The organism is Brevundimonas sp. (assembly GCF_051860745.1).
GTDB lineage: Bacteria > Pseudomonadota > Alphaproteobacteria > Caulobacterales > Caulobacteraceae > Brevundimonas.
In genome coordinates this window covers 231,448-245,752 of the sequence record NZ_JBHYDN010000004.1, presented here as the reverse complement: position 1 = coordinate 245,752, position 14,305 = coordinate 231,448, and the positions used below count along the sequence as shown (strand labels likewise).

Annotated in this window: 15 protein-coding genes and 1 tRNA gene; 4 read left to right on the top strand and 12 right to left on the bottom strand. The window is 67.5% G+C overall.

From position 1 onward, the window contains the following. Positions 1–71: 71 nt before the first annotated feature. Both ACTIEW_RS07280 and arsH read right to left on the bottom strand, forming a co-directional pair. The gene (locus ACTIEW_RS07280) at positions 72–1,331 is read right to left on the bottom strand and encodes a multidrug effflux MFS transporter (protein ID WP_439477238.1); all 1,260 of its coding nucleotides are present in this window, start codon (positions 1,329–1,331) and stop codon (positions 72–74) included. Between the two features lie 78 nt (positions 1,332–1,409). After that, positions 1,410–2,135, bottom strand: coding sequence for an arsenical resistance protein ArsH (gene arsH, locus ACTIEW_RS07275; protein ID WP_439477237.1), 726 nt, complete (start codon positions 2,133–2,135; stop codon positions 1,410–1,412). A 22-nt stretch (positions 2,136–2,157) separates the two neighbouring features. On the opposite strand from arsH, the gene ACTIEW_RS07270 reads away from it, so the two are divergent. The 3 genes from ACTIEW_RS07270 to arsC are packed head-to-tail and all read left to right on the top strand — an operon-like array spanning position 2,158 to position 3,973. Next, positions 2,158–2,508, top strand: coding sequence for an ArsR/SmtB family transcription factor (locus tag ACTIEW_RS07270; protein WP_439477236.1), 351 nt, complete (start codon positions 2,158–2,160; stop codon positions 2,506–2,508). Between the two features lie 3 nt (positions 2,509–2,511). Beyond that, complete coding sequence (gene arsB, locus ACTIEW_RS07265; protein WP_439477235.1) at positions 2,512–3,567, top strand: ACR3 family arsenite efflux transporter; 1,056 nt, start codon at positions 2,512–2,514, stop codon at positions 3,565–3,567. A 1-nt stretch (position 3,568) separates the two neighbouring features. Then, a complete protein-coding gene (gene arsC / locus ACTIEW_RS07260) occupies positions 3,569–3,973 on the top strand; it encodes an arsenate reductase (glutaredoxin) (protein WP_439477234.1) in 405 nt (134 codons plus the stop codon). 41 nt (positions 3,974–4,014) lie between these two features. Here the strand turns inward: arsC and ACTIEW_RS07255 are convergent. The 9 genes from ACTIEW_RS07255 to ACTIEW_RS07215 form a co-directional block, all read right to left on the bottom strand. Continuing rightward, positions 4,015–4,099: transfer RNA gene (locus tag ACTIEW_RS07255), tRNA-Leu, on the bottom strand. Between the two features lie 94 nt (positions 4,100–4,193). Then, on the bottom strand, positions 4,194–4,976 hold the full coding sequence (locus ACTIEW_RS07250; protein WP_439477233.1) for a hypothetical protein: 783 nt from the start codon (positions 4,974–4,976) through the stop codon (positions 4,194–4,196). Next, on the bottom strand, positions 4,973–5,518 hold the full coding sequence (locus ACTIEW_RS07245) for a DUF1453 domain-containing protein (RefSeq protein ID WP_439477232.1): 546 nt from the start codon (positions 5,516–5,518) through the stop codon (positions 4,973–4,975). Before ACTIEW_RS07245 ends, ACTIEW_RS07250 begins: the two co-directional genes overlap by 4 nt. Positions 5,519–5,731: 213 nt before the next feature. After that, positions 5,732–6,739 carry a fumarylacetoacetate hydrolase family protein gene (locus ACTIEW_RS07240; protein WP_439477231.1) on the bottom strand — a complete coding sequence of 336 codons (1,008 nt, stop codon included), beginning with the start codon at positions 6,737–6,739 and terminating at the stop codon, positions 5,732–5,734. A 51-nt stretch (positions 6,740–6,790) separates the two neighbouring features. After that, the gene (locus ACTIEW_RS07235) at positions 6,791–7,447 is read right to left on the bottom strand and encodes a hypothetical protein (protein WP_439477230.1); all 657 of its coding nucleotides are present in this window, start codon (positions 7,445–7,447) and stop codon (positions 6,791–6,793) included. Positions 7,448–7,630: 183 nt separating this feature from the next. Beyond that, complete coding sequence (locus ACTIEW_RS07230) at positions 7,631–7,897, bottom strand: hypothetical protein (protein WP_439477229.1); 267 nt, start codon at positions 7,895–7,897, stop codon at positions 7,631–7,633. Continuing rightward, positions 7,888–8,394 carry a methyltransferase family protein gene (locus ACTIEW_RS07225; RefSeq protein ID WP_439477228.1) on the bottom strand — a complete coding sequence of 169 codons (507 nt, stop codon included), beginning with the start codon at positions 8,392–8,394 and terminating at the stop codon, positions 7,888–7,890. Before ACTIEW_RS07225 ends, ACTIEW_RS07230 begins: the two co-directional genes overlap by 10 nt. Then, positions 8,394–8,765: a cupin domain-containing protein gene (locus tag ACTIEW_RS07220; protein ID WP_439477227.1), complete on the bottom strand. Its 372-nt coding sequence runs from the start codon at positions 8,763–8,765 to the stop codon at positions 8,394–8,396. Before ACTIEW_RS07220 ends, ACTIEW_RS07225 begins: the two co-directional genes overlap by 1 nt. Continuing rightward, entirely contained in the window at positions 8,762–9,826 is a 1,065-nt protein-coding gene (locus ACTIEW_RS07215) for an isoaspartyl peptidase/L-asparaginase family protein (protein ID WP_439477226.1), read from the bottom strand. The genes ACTIEW_RS07220 and ACTIEW_RS07215 overlap by 4 nt, the downstream gene beginning before the upstream one ends. Positions 9,827–10,101: 275 nt before the next feature. Between ACTIEW_RS07215 and ACTIEW_RS07210 the strand changes: the two genes are divergently transcribed. Further along, positions 10,102–12,042, top strand: a complete 1,941-nt coding sequence (locus ACTIEW_RS07210) for a peptide MFS transporter (protein WP_439477225.1) — start codon at positions 10,102–10,104, stop codon at positions 12,040–12,042. Between the two features lie 107 nt (positions 12,043–12,149). Here ACTIEW_RS07210 and ACTIEW_RS07205 read toward each other — a convergent pair whose 3' ends face one another. Then, on the bottom strand, positions 12,150–14,198 hold the full coding sequence (locus ACTIEW_RS07205) for a TonB-dependent receptor plug domain-containing protein (RefSeq protein WP_439477224.1): 2,049 nt from the start codon (positions 14,196–14,198) through the stop codon (positions 12,150–12,152). Between the last annotated feature and the right edge of the window lie 107 nt (positions 14,199–14,305).

Below are 14,305 nucleotides of genomic sequence, written 5' to 3'. Positions count from 1 at the left end.
CCGCCGACCTTGTTGGTCGGTCGGGCCGGGTTCGTTTCCTGCCGGGACAACGCCCCGGCGGGCCAAAAAGATCAAGAGGGCGCCAGAACCGGGGGCCGGTTCCGCGCCTTGAACAGCCGTCCGCGCTCGGCGAACAGGACGAAGACCAGCGCCGTCACGCCCATGGCGACGAAGCCGACCGTCATCGGCACGGCCGAGCCGTCGAACTGCTGACCGATCAGAAAGCCCAGCGACGCCCCGAAGGTGGTCGAGATAAAGCCCTGGGCCGAGGACGCCGTGCCCGCGATATGGCCCATCGGCTCCATGGCCATGGCTCCGAAATTGCCGGCGATGAAGCCGAAACAGAACATGGTCAGGGCCTGCAGGATCGCGAAGCTCCATATCGTCTCATGGCCGGTCAAGGCGACCGTCGCATGGATGGCTGACATGACGATGAAGCCCAGCAGGGCAGTGTGCGAGATCAGCCTCGACCCCAGCCGTTCTACCAGCCGGGCGTTCAACAGCGACGCCACGGCGATGCCGCCGGCGATGGCGGCGAAGACGGCCGTGAACAACTGCGGCTCATGGAAGACGTCGAAGAAAATCTGCTGGCTGGAGTTGATGAAGCCGAACAGGGCGCCCGAAATGGCGGTGATGGCCAGGGTGTAGCCGATCGACCGGCGATTGGTCAGAGCCTCGCGGAAGGCCGAGGCGATGCGGCCCACCTGGATCGGCATTCTGTTTTCGGGGTGCAGGGTCTCGGGCAGGCGGATGGCGGCCCACAGCGCGAAGGCGGCGCCGCCGACAGCGAGCACTCCGAACACCCAGGGCCAAGGGGCCACGGTGAGGATCAGCTGGCCCAACGCCGGCGCCAGGATCGGCACGCCGAGGAAGACCAGAAAGCTCAGCGACATGACCCGCGCCATGGTCCGTCCGGAATAGCGGTCGCGCACGATCGAGACCGCCAGCACCCGCAATGCCGCTGCGCCGATCCCCGTGCCGACCCGCGCGGCGATCAACAGTTCGAACGTCGGCGAAAAGGCCGCCAGCACGCTGAACAGGACATAGAGGCCGAGACCGATCATCAGGATCGGCTTGCGCCCGAACCGGTCGGCCAGCGGGCCGTAGATGATCTGGGTCACGCCGAAGCCCAGCAGATAGGCGGTGATGACCCACTGCCGACTGTTCTCCGACGTCACGCCCAGAGCGTCGCCGATGGCCGGCAGGGCGGGCAGCATGGAGTCGATGGCGAGAGCGTTCAGCGCCATCATCATGGCGATCAGCGCCACGAACTCGGGAAACCCCGGTCCCTTGAAGACAGGCTTGTCGGCATCGGCGGCGGGGGAGGTCATCGGGGGCAGATGGGGCCGAGGCATTCGGGTGCAACCGCCGGGGCGGGAAATCGCCTGAGCAATGGGCGATGTGTGCCCTCAGCGCACCGGCGTGAGGACGGCGCCGGCGATACGGTCGCCCTCGCCGACCCGGCCCGAGGCGCGCCGTTCGCTGTAGCGATCGACCAGATAATCCGACCGGTCGCGGGTCAGCAGGGTGAATTTCACCAGCTCCTCCATCACATCGACCATGCGGTCGTAGTAGGCTGAGGGCTTCATCCGCCCCGCCTCGTCGAACTCCTGCCATGCCTTGGCGACCGAGGACTGGTTGGGGATGGTGATCATCCGCATCCATCGGCCCAGCAGACGCAAACCGTTGACGGCGTTGAAGGACTGCGACCCGCCTGAGACCTGCATCACCGCAAGGGTCCGTCCCTGGGTCGGGCGCACGCCGCCGCTGCTCAGCGGCAGCCAGTCGATCTGGCTCTTCATCACCCCGGTCACAGCGCCGTGGCGTTCCGGACTGCACCAGACCTGGCCCTCGGACCAGAGCGAGAGCGCCCGCAGCTCTTGCACCTTCGGATGGTCAGGGGCGACTGCGTCGGGCAGGGGCAGACCACGCGGGTCGAAGATGCGGGTCTCGCAACCGAGGTGCTCCAGAATGCGGGCGGCCTCTTCGATGGCGAACCGGCTGTACGACCGCTCGCGCAAGGAGCCATACAGCAGCAGGATGCGCGGCGGGTGGTCAGCCCGATCCACAGGCTCCAATCGGGCCGGATCGGGAGTGTCGAGAAATCGATCGGCGAGGGCGGGTTGATCAGTCATTCATTTCTGATATTCTGGAAATATGGAAATGACAACGGCCATCGAGAGCCTGTCCGCCCTGGCCCACGAAGGTCGTCTGAAGGTCTTCCGCCTGCTGGTGACGGCCGGCCCGACGGGCATGGCCGCCGGAGAGATCGCGCGCCGCCTCGGCACGCCGCCCAACACCCTCTCAGCCAATCTTTCGCTGTTGGCACACGCCGGTCTGGCGCAGTCGCGCCGGCACGGTCGGTCGATCATCTATTCGGCCCGGTTTGAGCGGATGGGCGAACTGATGGCCTGGCTCGCCGAGGATTGTTGCGGCGGGGCGGCGGAGGTTTGCACCCCGCTCGCCGCGGCGGCCGCCCGCTCGCGCTGCGTTCCCGCGGGGGCCTGAGCCATGTCGGTCTTCGAACGCTGGCTCAGCCTCTGGGTCTTCCTGTGCATCGTCGTCGGCATCGGCCTGGGCTGGCTGTTCCCCGGCGTCTTCGCCCTGATCGCCGGGGCCGAGATCGCCGAGGTCAATCTGCCGGTCGCCGCTCTGATCTGGCTGATGATCACCCCCATGCTGCTGCGCGTCGACTTCGCCGCCCTGGGACAGGTCAGGCGGTACTGGCGCGGCGTCAGCGTGACCCTGTTCGTCAACTGGGCGGTCAAGCCCTTCTCCATGGCGCTGCTGGCCTGGCTGTTCATCGCGGTGGCGTTCCGGCCATGGTTGCCCGGCGACCAGATCGGCAACTATATCGCCGGCCTGATCATCCTGGCGGCCGCGCCCTGCACCGCCATGGTCTTCGTCTGGAGCCGCCTGACGAACGGCGAGCCGAACTTCACCCTCAGTCAGGTGGCGCTCAACGACGCCATCATGATCGTCGCCTTCGCCCCGATCGTCGGCCTGCTGTTAGGGCTGGCGGCCATCACTGTTCCGTGGGCGACGCTGCTGATCTCGGTCGGCCTCTACATCATCCTGCCGGTCATCGTGGCCCAGGTCGTACGGCGGATGGTGCTGGCGGGGCAGGGCGAGACGGGCCTCGAGCGGCTCCTGGCCCAGCTCGGCCCGGTCTCGATCATCGCCCTGCTGACCACCCTGGTCCTGCTGTTCGGCTTCCAGGGCGAACAGATCCTGGCCCAGCCGTTGGTTATCGGCATCCTGGCCATCCCGATCCTGATCCAGGTCTATTTCAACTCCGGTCTCGCCTACTGGCTGAATCGGGCGACGGGCGAGGCGCATTGCGTGGCCGGGCCGTCGGCTCTTATCGGGGCCTCCAACTTCTTCGAACTGGCCGTGGCGGCGGCGATCAGCCTGTTCGGCATCAACTCCGGCGCGGCCCTGGCGACGGTGGTCGGCGTCCTGATCGAAGTGCCGGTGATGCTGTCGGTGGTGTGGATCGTGAATCGTTCGAAGGGCTGGTACGAGGCCGGGCCCGCCGTCCGCCGCAACACCGAAAAGGAGCACTGAGATGTCCGACGCCTTCCCCGTCACCGTCTTTCACAACCCCGCCTGCGGCACCTCGCGCAACGTCGTGGCCATGGTCGAGGCGGCCGGCTATCAGCCCGAGGTGGTCGAATATCTGCAGGCCGGCTGGACCCCGGACCAGCTGGGCGCTTTGTTCGCCGAGGCGGGGATTACGCCGCGCGAGGCCTTGCGGGAGAAGGAAGCGGTCGCCGCCGAGCGTGGCCTTCTGGACCCGGCGGCGTCCGACGCGGCCATCCTCGCCGCCATGGTCGAGCATCCGGTGCTGGTGAACAGGCCGCTTGTGCGCACGCCGAAGGGCGCTGCGATGTGCCGGCCGTCGGAGAAGGTGTTCGATCTGCTGGAGCGGACGCCGGACCGCTTCGTCAAGGAAGACGGGGAAGTGGTCTGAACCGGCCCTGCTTCGCCAAGGCTTCGCAGGGCGAAGCAGGATGGTGCGGGCGGCCGGGGTCGAACCGGCACTCCTTTCGGAACCGGATTTTGAGTCCGGCGCGTCTACCAGTTCCACCACGCCCGCACAGGCCGGTTGCTCGCTTCGGCAGGCGCGCTTGGTAGCGTGGGGGGTCCGATCAGGTCAATCGGGATTGGCGGCGAGTTGGCCTGAGGGCCCGTTACTCCGGTGCGCGGTACCGCATGGTGTAGACGACGACCTTGCCGACCAGACCCGGGTCATTCTCTGGCAGGGCCACCCGGGAATTTCGCGCGGCCACAAGGGCGCTCCGGCCGAAGCCAAGGCGTTCCGGCGTCTCGGACAGGACCCGGCACTCATTGAGCCGACCGTCAGCCGGGACGATGCAGGCCAGCCGCACGGAGGCTAGGGGAATCCCCCGCATCGCTGCGACTACGGGGTACTCGGGGAGGGCCTGATGCTCCCAGACAAGGTTCCGGGAAGACACTCTCGGCAGCAGGTCCCAGTCATCCGTCAGGGATGCGCCACAGGCCGATAGCACCCGATCTACCGACGCGGCCGAGGGCGGCGTCGTCAGGCGCAAGCGCATCGCCCGCTCTCCCGGGGTAGCGGGTTCGATCCGTAGGTCGAGGTCGCCGCCGGCCCGCAACTGGCGCGCCAGCCGTTCCGGCTCTGACGCCGACAGTACTGGCATGCCGGCGTGGGTCTGCCAGCTCTGACGCTCCTCGGAAATCGCGCCCGCGGTGACCCGGACGATCCGGAAGTCTTCCGTCGACACCGGCGTTCCGGTCAGCAGAAGGTCCAGCACACCCGCCTGGCAGCGGAGGGCGAGCGCATTGCCGCCGAAGTCGAGGCTGGCGAGCGTCAGTTCCCGGGCCGGATCGACGGTCAGGTCCCAGTCCTCCGCCGCGTCCTGGGCGAAGGTGGGCGATGCGGCGGCGAGGCTGTTCAGCAGGGCCCAAAAGATCAGGGCGAACCGCGTCATCCGACCGTCTCGACATGGCTGTCGCCCGAGCCGGACTGAATGCGGCGTGCGCGGATGAACATCTCAACGCGCTGGACGACGATCATGCCGACGACGAACAGGAGGAAGGCGTCCGTGATGGCCAGCGCATTCAGCCCCCATTCCGCGGCGTGCGGCTCAAGGAAGGCACTCAGGGCGCGGCGGCCCAGCATGACGGCGATGATCAGGATAAGGCCGATGGGCGAGGCCTGCGCCTTCAGCGTGCCGTCGGCGTGTTTCTCGATCGTGGTCATCTTGCCCCGCCACCAGCCGAAGGCTCCGCCGAGAATCAGGCCGATCGCCAGGATGGCCCAGGCGACCCCGTCAAAGGCGACGGGCGGCATCGTCGGGTCCATACTGGTTCCCCAGAGCGCGAAGCCCATCAACGGGACGATGATGGCGGGCATGACCCACATCCACTGCGGATTCAGGGTCCGGGGCCTGCGGTTGCGCAGGAAGATCAGCGGCAGGGCGATCGCCAGTCCGATCAGCGGTCCGAGAACCTGAGGCGACATATCCAGCATGGAAGCTCATCTCGTCCCGATGGCGCCCTGCTTGCCCCCCTCGGGCCGCAGACGTGGCCGAAGCTTAATCCGTCCCGCGCATCCGTAAAGCGCCGGCGCGGCCTCTGGTCCGGGAAACGATGGGATGCGCGCGATGAGACGATGTGTGACGATCGCCCTGGGCGGCCTCGTGCTGTCCTGCCAGGGACCCGCGGCGGTGATGGCGCGTGAGACCTATACCGCCGCGACCGTCTGCTCGATGGCCCCGAAGATCGAGTGGTGGTGCTCGTCCAGCATCTCGATGCGGACCGTGTCGCCGGCCTTGAGGAAGGGCGTCTCGGCCTTGCCGCGCAGGATGGTCTCGACCGTGCGGACCTCTGCGATGCAGGAATAGCCGAGGCCGCCCTCGCTGACCGGCTTGCCCGGTCCACCGTCGGCGTCGCGGTTCGAGACGGTGCCCGAGCCGATGATGGTGCCGGCGCACAGGCTACGGGTCTTCGCGAGGTGGGCGATCAGGGTCCCGAAGTCGAAGGTCATGTCGGTTCCGGCGTCGGCCTTGCCGAAATCGGCGCCGTTCAGCTGGACGTTCAGTTCGCCCCTGAGCTTGCCGTCGATCCAGCGGTCGCCGAGCGCGCGCGGGGTGACGAACACCGGCGACAGGGCGGAGGCGGGCTTGGACTGGACGAAGCCGAAGCCCTTGGCCAGTTCGGCCGGGATCAGGTTGCGCAGGGAGACGTCGTTGACCAGTCCGACCAGCCGCACACAGGCCAGCGCCTCTTCGCGGCTCACGCCCTGGGGCACGTCGCCGGTGACGACCACGACCTCGGCCTCGAGGTCGCAGCCCCAGCTTTCGTCGGCCAGGGGGATGGGGTCGCGCGGGGCGAGGAAGCCGTCGGACCCGCCCTGGTACATCAGGGGATCGGTCCAGAAGCTGTCGGGCATCTCGGCGCCGCGCGCCTGACGCACGAGGGCGACGTGGTTCACATAGGCGGAGCCGTCGGCCCACTGATAGGCGCGGGGCAGGGGCGCCGCGGCCTCGCGTTCGTGGAACCGACCGCGCGGCACGCCGCCGTGCTCGAGGCTTTCGGCGAGAGCCCGCAGGTCGGGCTCGAGCCGGTCCCAGTCGTCCAGCGCCGCCTGAAGCGTCGGGGCGATCAGGAAGGCGTCGGTGAACCAGGCGAGGTCGCTGGAGACGAGGACGAGGCGACCGTCACGGCCGTGCTTGAGCGAGGCGAGTTTCATGGCTCAAGGCTTAGGCGGTTTCTCCGTCAGGGGAAACTGTCCGTCGTCCGGTCAATGCTGGCTTGAGGATCCACTGAGGCCGTCGGCTGGTCCGTGCGTGTGCTGGGCCGGCTTGGGTCCAGGATTTGTCAATTCGGCGACTACCTCCCGGATATCATTCTCTCGATCCTTCTTGTGACGCCAGTAGTCGTCAAATTTCGCCACCGCGAGGCGAAGGGCGTCGTTCCGTTCCTGGGTCGTCATGGGTCGTTTTCCGGGCTTGGCGGAAGGTGCCGGGACGACGGGCGATGAGGCAGGCTGGGAGAGCACTGAAACGATCGTGACATTGGCGGCGGCGGCCGCCGCGCTCGAATCTTTTGTCGCCGCCGCGGCCAGGGCTGGCTGGGGCGGCACCGGGCTCTTGTCCTCGATCTCGCCCTTGATCGCCAATTCCAGCACCTTGACGTTGGAAGCCAATTCGCCACCGAATTTCAGCGTCTTGCCGAGCCGGGCTTCCAGTATGCGTCGCAAGTCGGCGGCGTGCGCGGGCAGGGCCTCGGTATTCGCCTTCATGGCGTCCTTCACGGCGTTATTGACCGCTATCCAGATCGCTTCGGCCGCGTCGGTCTTCGACCGCGAAAAGTAGTAACCGATCAGCCAGCCGATCAAGCCGGCGGCCAGAATGCCCAGCAGGATCGCGCCCCAGAAGAACGGGTCGGCGCCGATCATGATCGTCGGATCCAGCGGAGCGTTGGCCGGGTCGGCGTTGGCGAAGTCTGCGCCGTAGGACATGCTGCTCTCCCCTGAAGACCGTGAACTGTTGGGGGCGCATCTTGCCCCCACCGCTCCGCTTGGCAACGACAAAGGTTAACGGCGCGACCGATTCCCGTCAGGGGTGATTTTTGGGGGCGCTCAGCGCGGCGGGGTGATCAGCGCCCGCGCCTCGGCGCCCGTCCGGGCGCCGATGTCCCGGACCTCGATCTCGACGGCCACGGCGCCTTCCGGCTCATGGGCCCACAGATAGCGGCGCTCGATCTCGACCTCGCGGCCCGACGGGGCGATGCCGATGAAGCTGTCGCCCCAGGGCGTGACCTTCACCAGCTCGGGCCAGATCAGGCTGCAGGCCTGATCCAGTTCCTCAATGGCCATGGCCGAGAGTTCGTCGTTGCTCACAGCCATCGCCGAACCTTCTGGCGATAGGCGTCATAGGCGGCTCCGAATTTGGCGGCCAGATAGCGTTCCTCCCGCTGGATCACGAACTGGTCGACGACCGCCAGACAGGGCAGCAGCAGGAACAGGGCCAGGGCGCTGTCCATGGCGATGGTCAGTCCGGCGTAGGTCACCGCGAAGCCGACGTAGATCGGGTTGCGGCTGAAGCGGTAGGGACCCTCGTTGATCAGGAAGGTCGACGGCTTCCACGGCTCGACGGCCGTGCCGCGGCGGCGGAACAGTCCGGCCGCCATGCCGTCCAGCAGCAGGCCGCCGATGATCAGGGTCAGGGCGACGCCGCGACGCACTTTCATCTCCAGCCCGAACCCGGCCGACAGCCAGCCGAGACCGGCCTCGACCGCCTCGGGCCGGGCGCCCAGCTCCGCCAGACCCCAGCCGACGAACAGGAAGCCGAGATAGATCAGCGGCGGCGGCGCGATCACGCCGGGAATGTCGGACTTGCCCATCAGATCGTCTGCCCCTGCGGCGCGGTGAAGTCGGAGACGGCGGCGTCGCCGGTGTTGATCACCTCCGACGGTTCGAAGATCAGCACCTCGGCCTCTTCGTCGGCGGCGGTGCGGTGTTCGACGCCGCGCGGCACGACGATGAACTGGCCCGGATCGAGGGTCTCGACCCGGTTGCGGAACTCGACCCGGAACCGGCCTTTCCAGACCAGGAACATCTCGTCGGCGTCGGCATGGCTATGCCAGGGGAAGGTGCCCTGCACCTTGACCAGCCGCACGTCCTGTCCGTTCAGCTGCGCCGCCACTCGCGGCCGCCAGTGGTCGGAGAAGCCGGCGAACTTGTCGGCCAGATCCAGCACGGCGCCGTGGGTCACGGACGGAGGTCTTCGTCGCCGTAAATGGCGACGCCCGCAGCTCTGCTGTCGGAAACGGCGCCGCGATACATGCCTGAACTGGTCATGGCGAAACTGGGTTGTCCCTGCAGGTCCATGACGATGACGCCGCCGGAACCGCCCAGCGACAGGGCGTCGTCTACCTCAGCCTGCGCTGCTGTTTGCGTGGTCGATCCGTCCGCGATCCGGCCGCAGATATCGCGGGCCACGCTGGCGCGGATGTAGAACTCCCCGTCTCCCGTGGCCGAGACCGCGCAGCCCTCGCGGTTCGACGCATAGGTCCCGGCCCCGATCACCGGCACGTCGCCGACCCGGCCCCAGCGTTTGGCCGTCATGCCGCCGGTCGAGGTGCCGGCCGCCAACCGGCCCTGGCTATCCAGAGCCACCGCGCCGACGGTGCCGAACTTGCGCTCGTTCAGCGGCGGGGCGGGCAGGGTGTTCTCGGCCTGCGGCCCCGGCGCCCCGGCGGGCCGTTCCGGGATCGGCAGGTTCTGCGCCCGCAGCGCCGACTCCAGCCCCCGCCACCGGCGCTCAGTGAAGAAGAAGGCTGGGTCGACCTGCTCCAGCCCGACCGAGGCGGCGAACGTATCCGCGCCCTCGCCGATCAGCATGAGGTGCGGCGACCGCTCCATCACCGCCCGGGCGGCGGCGATCGGATGGCGGGTGGTGGTCAGGCCGGCCACCGCGCCGGCGGTCAGGTCCGAACCGTTCATCACCGCGGCGTCCAGCTCGTTGCGGCCGGCGGCGGTGAAGACCGCGCCCCGTCCGGCGTTGAACAGCGGATCATCCTCCATAAGCTCGATCGCCGCCTGCACCGCGTCCAGCGCCGAACCGCCCGCGGCCAGCACCGCCGACCCGGCCTCCAGCGCCCGATGCAGGGCGGCGCGATAGGCGGCGTCCTGTTCGGGCGTCAGGCTGGTTCGCTCGATCACCCCGGCGCCACCGTGGATGGCGAACGACCAGCGCGGCGCGTCCTGCGCGGCGGCGGGTGAGGCGAACAGGGCGAGGGCGGCGGCGGCGAGGGTCAGGCGGGAAAAAAACATGGTCGGCCTTCCGGAAAACGATGCGTCAGGGTCGGGCAAGTGGAGGTTCAACTCAAGGCCTGCTCCCATACTGCCGCCTGCCCCTTCGACGCGCCACCTCACAGCCAATTTACCCTTAACACTTGTCCGGTCTTGCGCCCCGTGCTGCTTATGCGGCCTCGCGCGTCAGGTGGGGCGCAGCAACATGGGAGTGAGCCGTTGAGTAGGACGGACATTGGGGGGGCGCTTTCGGCGCCTGGCGGGTTCGAATCCCGACGTATCCGGGGAGACCAGACATGAACATCGTCATCATCGCAGGTCTGATCATCACGCTGCTCACGGGCATCCCCGTGCTGATGCAGATCCTGAAGAACCACCCGCGCGGACTGATCATCCTGTTCTTCGCCGAGATGTGGGAGCGATTCTCCTACTACGGCATGCGCGGCATCCTGATCTTCTATCTCACCCAACATTTCCTGTTCGACGACGCCACGGCGGCCTCGACCTACGGTTCCTACACCTCACTGGTGTACCTGCTGCCTCTCGTCGGCGGCATCCTCGCCGACCGCTACATCGGCACGCGCAAGGCGATCGCCTTCGGCGCGCTGCTGCTGGTCGCGGGTCACAGCCTGATGGCCTATGAGGGCGGTCCGGCGACTGAGACCCTGACCTACGCCGGGGCTCAGTATGAAGTCGTCAGTGAAGGTCGGGGCGCCGCCCGCGAGGTCGGCATCATGGTCGACGGCCAGCGTTACGACTTCACCGCCGCAGAGAGTGGCGGCCTGGCCCTGACCAACCTGCCGGCCAACGCCAGCCTTCCGCCGGTGATGGAGCCGGGCACCTACGTCATGACCGCCACACGCGACACGACGGGGGTGAACAGCTTCTACCTCGCCCTTTCGCTGATTATCATGGGCGTCGGTTTCCTGAAGCCGAACATCTCGACCATCGTCGGCCAGCTGTATCCGCAAGGCGATCCGCGGCGCGATTCCGGCTTCACCCTCTACTACTACGGCATCAACCTCGGGGCCTTCTGGGCGGCGGTGTTGTGCGGCTACCTCGGCCAGACCGTGGGCTGGTGGGCCGGCTTCGGTCTCGCCGGCGTCGGCATGGCGCTGGGCTTCGTCGTCTTCACACTGGGCAAGCCCCTGCTGCAAGGCAACGGCGAACCGCCGAATCCGGAGCTGCTCAAGCGGCCCCTGTTCGGCCCGTTGAATCGCGAATGGCTGATCTACATCCTCGCCATTCTCGGCGTCGGCATCGTCTGGTTCATGGTCCAGCGCAACGCCCTGGTCGGCTCCGTGCTGGCGGTGTCCACCCTGTTGTCCCTGGCCTTCATCGCCTGGATCATCGCCTTCGTCTGCAAGACCTGGGTCGAACGCCAGCGGATGATGCTGGCCGTGGTGCTGATCTTCGGCGCCGTGGTCTTCTTCACCCTGTTCGAACAGGCCGGCACCTCGCTGAACCTGTTCGCCGACCGTAACGTGGATCTGACCATCGCTCCGACCGCGATGCAGTTCCTCGGCATCACGGTCGGCACGCCGGCCCAGCTGGCCGCCGCGGGCATCACGCCCACGGACTTCTGGATCGACGCGACCATCACGGCCGCCCAGGTCCAGTCGTTCAACGCCGGCTTCATCCTCATCTTCGCGCCGATCTTCGCGGCCCTGTGGGCCTGGTTGACCAGCAAGAAGATGGACCCCAACCCGACCATGAAGTTCGGTCTCGGCCTTGTGCAGGTCGGTCTCGGCTTCCTGGTGGTGGTCTGGGCCGCCGGTTCCGGCATGGTCAGCAGCGCCTTCCAGATGCCGCTGATCATCCTGGCCCTGCTCTACATGCTGCACACGACCGGTGAGTTGTTCCTGTCGCCCGTGGGCCTGTCGGAGATCACCAAACTGTCGCTGCCCTCCGTGGTCAGCTTCATGATGGCCGTGTGGTTCCTGGCCAGCTCCATCGCCCAGTTCGTCGGCGGCAAGATCGCCGGCCTGATGGGCACCGAGACCGTCGGCGGCCAGGTGCTGGACCCGCAGGGGGCGCTCGCCACGTCGCTGGACGGCTTCGGCAAGCTCGGCTGGTGGGGTGTCGGCATCGGTATCGGCTTCATCCTGATCAGCTTCCTGATCAAGGGCTGGTCCCACGGGGCCAATGACGCCGGCAATCATCCGGGACCGACCCTGACCGATCGTGGTCAGGAAGACGGCAACGTCGCCAAACCGGAAACCAGCACTGCAGGCTGATCCGGAAGAGCGGCTGAATACAGGAAGGGCGGAACCGCGAGGTTCCGCCCTTTTTGGCGCGTCGAGGGCAGGCGCGCCGTCAGTTTTGGGGGTGTGGGACGCCTTCTTCAGAAGGTCTTTCTTATCTGGACGAACAGCCACGGGCTCATCTTCGTGCGGCGCACCTCGCGGAAGGCCAGCGGGGCCGTGTCGCGGGGGCCGGTGTAGATTTCGCGGTCATAGCCTCTGGCCCGGTCGGTCGCATTGCCCAGATCGACCCGGACCGTCAGGTCGCGCTCCGGCTTCCACTGGACGAAGGCGCTGACGCCGGGCTCGGCGTAGAAGGCGCGGACCTCGCGCACCCGGAAGGCGCGGCTCTTGTCGATATTGCAGCCGTGGTCGAAGCCCCAGGACCAGCGGCCGCCCATGAGGTCCTGATTGAAGGCGACGCCGCAGCCGAAGGCCTGGTTGCCCTGGAACCGGCGCTCCTCGCCCGTCACCGGATCGAGCACGGCGGTCGAGGACCAGCTGCCGCGCGTCTGGAGGCGTCCGTTGGGAATGCCCAACGGATCGGTCGGCAGGGTCAGGCGCAGCTGAAAGAAGCTGCCGGTTCCGTCCCCGATGTTGCCGACGCCATCGAAGCCGCCGGTCAGGGGGATGACGTCCACGACATCCTCCACCTCGGCATATTGATACGTGGCGTCGAACACGCCCTCCCCCCAGAAGCGGCGTTCGTAAATGCCCTCGAGAACGGTCGACTTCTCCGGCTCCAGATCGGGGTTGCCGCCCTCGACCTGGCCGATGTCGATATCGGCCGAGGCGATGAAGTCGCCGAAGTCCAGCTGCCCCACCTCACGCTCGGCGCGGAAGCGGAACTGATGGCCTGTCCACGGCGTCCAGGTCGCCTGAATGCGGGGCTTGGGATAGACGAAGGACTTGTTCAGGTCGCTGTCGCCGGACTGGCTGATCTCCGACACCTCGACGCGCAGACCGCCCTCGACGGTGAGGGTGGGGCTCGGCCGCCAGGTCGCCTGGCCGAAGACCTCGCCGCGCAGTTCCTCGACCTTGACCGAGGAAGACGGCAGCGGGATCGGGACGCCGTTCTGTGAATAGGCGGTGGCGCTGTCGAGGAAATTGTAGGCCACCTCGCCGCCGGTCTCGAACGACCATCGGTCATTGGGGCGGAAGCGCAGGATGGCGCGTCCGATGGATTCGCCCGAGGTCGCGTCGGCGGTGAAGGTCGAGCTGTCGCCGCTGCCTTCCGAAACGCCAGTGTATTCCTCGGTGGAATAGCGTTTCAGGCCGGTCAGCTCCAGGCCGGTGCGCGGGCCGAGGTCCCACGTCCAGTTGACGCCCAGCTCGCTGTTGACGTTGTCCGCTTGCTCGTCGTTGAAACTGTCGACGCCGGCGCCCGAGCGGATCAGCAGGTCCTGCGAATTCTCATTGCCGAACCAGCCCAGCAGGCCGTTGACGCGCAACAGGCCGCGGCCGATCCGGCGCTGGACAGCGCCGGTGGCGCGCAGGTTCCGGATTCGGTCCCACAACACCAGGTCGGCGTCCTGGATCAGATTGCCGCCCGCGTCGTAGCGGCGGCGGAAGCCGTCGCCGGTCCCGTCGGTGCGGTCCGAGAAACCGCTGATCGAGCCCTCGATCTGGCTGTCGCCCTCGCGACGCGAATATCGCGCCGACAGCACCGGGCCGAGGTAGCCGTCGGGATAGACATAGGTGTTGGCCTCGATCACCCGCTCGGTCGTCACGGTGCGGATCAGCACAACGTTCGCGACCACGGACCGGCCCTGCATGTCGATCCCGGGCGCGCCGCCCCGGACCAGTTCGACCCGGGCGACGCCGGCAGCCGAGATGCGGCGCAGGATCTGGTCGAGGTTGTCGCTCTTGGTCGAGGGCCGGCGACCGTCGATCAGGATGTTGCCCGCCGTGCCCGCCAGACCGCGCGTCCCGCTGTCGCCCAACTCGAAGGCGAAGCCGGGGAGGCGGGAGATCATGTCGAGGGCCGTATCGGGACGGGCGTCGGCGAAGAAGGCGGGTTCGAAAACCAGCACGCCATGTTGCGCGCCGCCGGCGACCGGCGCGCTCTGGACCGGCGCAGTCTGGGCCATGGCCGGGCCGCCCAAAAGCGCGCAGAAGGCCGCCCCGGCCAGCCAGATCGCCTTGATCATATGTCCCTCTTCCTGTTGGGCGAAGGGTGGCCGGCGAGCGGCTGCGCATACAGTTACAAGCGGGACAGGTGCATTAAATCGCTGACAGGCTTGGGGCGGCGGAATGC

What these genes read in the sequence shown, in the direction of transcription:
- ACTIEW_RS07280 (WP_439477238.1), bottom strand. Translation starts at nt 1,331, where the DNA reads ATGACCTCCCCCGCCGCCGATGCCGACAAGCCTGTCTTCAAGGGACCG.
- arsH (WP_439477237.1), bottom strand. Translation starts at nt 2,135, where the DNA reads ATGACTGATCAACCCGCCCTCGCCGATCGATTTCTCGACACTCCCGAT.
- ACTIEW_RS07270 (WP_439477236.1), top strand. Translation starts at nt 2,158, where the DNA reads ATGGAAATGACAACGGCCATCGAGAGCCTGTCCGCCCTGGCCCACGAA.
- arsB (WP_439477235.1), top strand. Translation starts at nt 2,512, where the DNA reads ATGTCGGTCTTCGAACGCTGGCTCAGCCTCTGGGTCTTCCTGTGCATC.
- arsC (WP_439477234.1), top strand. Translation starts at nt 3,569, where the DNA reads ATGTCCGACGCCTTCCCCGTCACCGTCTTTCACAACCCCGCCTGCGGC.
- ACTIEW_RS07250 (WP_439477233.1), bottom strand. Translation starts at nt 4,976, where the DNA reads ATGACGCGGTTCGCCCTGATCTTTTGGGCCCTGCTGAACAGCCTCGCC.
- ACTIEW_RS07245 (WP_439477232.1), bottom strand. Translation starts at nt 5,518, where the DNA reads ATGCTGGATATGTCGCCTCAGGTTCTCGGACCGCTGATCGGACTGGCG.
- ACTIEW_RS07240 (WP_439477231.1), bottom strand. Translation starts at nt 6,739, where the DNA reads ATGAAACTCGCCTCGCTCAAGCACGGCCGTGACGGTCGCCTCGTCCTC.
- ACTIEW_RS07235 (WP_439477230.1), bottom strand. Translation starts at nt 7,447, where the DNA reads ATGATCGGCGCCGACCCGTTCTTCTGGGGCGCGATCCTGCTGGGCATT.
- ACTIEW_RS07230 (WP_439477229.1), bottom strand. Translation starts at nt 7,897, where the DNA reads ATGGCTGTGAGCAACGACGAACTCTCGGCCATGGCCATTGAGGAACTG.
- ACTIEW_RS07225 (WP_439477228.1), bottom strand. Translation starts at nt 8,394, where the DNA reads ATGGGCAAGTCCGACATTCCCGGCGTGATCGCGCCGCCGCCGCTGATC.
- ACTIEW_RS07215 (WP_439477226.1), bottom strand. Translation starts at nt 9,826, where the DNA reads ATGTTTTTTTCCCGCCTGACCCTCGCCGCCGCCGCCCTCGCCCTGTTC.
- ACTIEW_RS07210 (WP_439477225.1), top strand. Translation starts at nt 10,102, where the DNA reads ATGAACATCGTCATCATCGCAGGTCTGATCATCACGCTGCTCACGGGC.
- ACTIEW_RS07205 (WP_439477224.1), bottom strand. Translation starts at nt 14,198, where the DNA reads ATGATCAAGGCGATCTGGCTGGCCGGGGCGGCCTTCTGCGCGCTTTTG.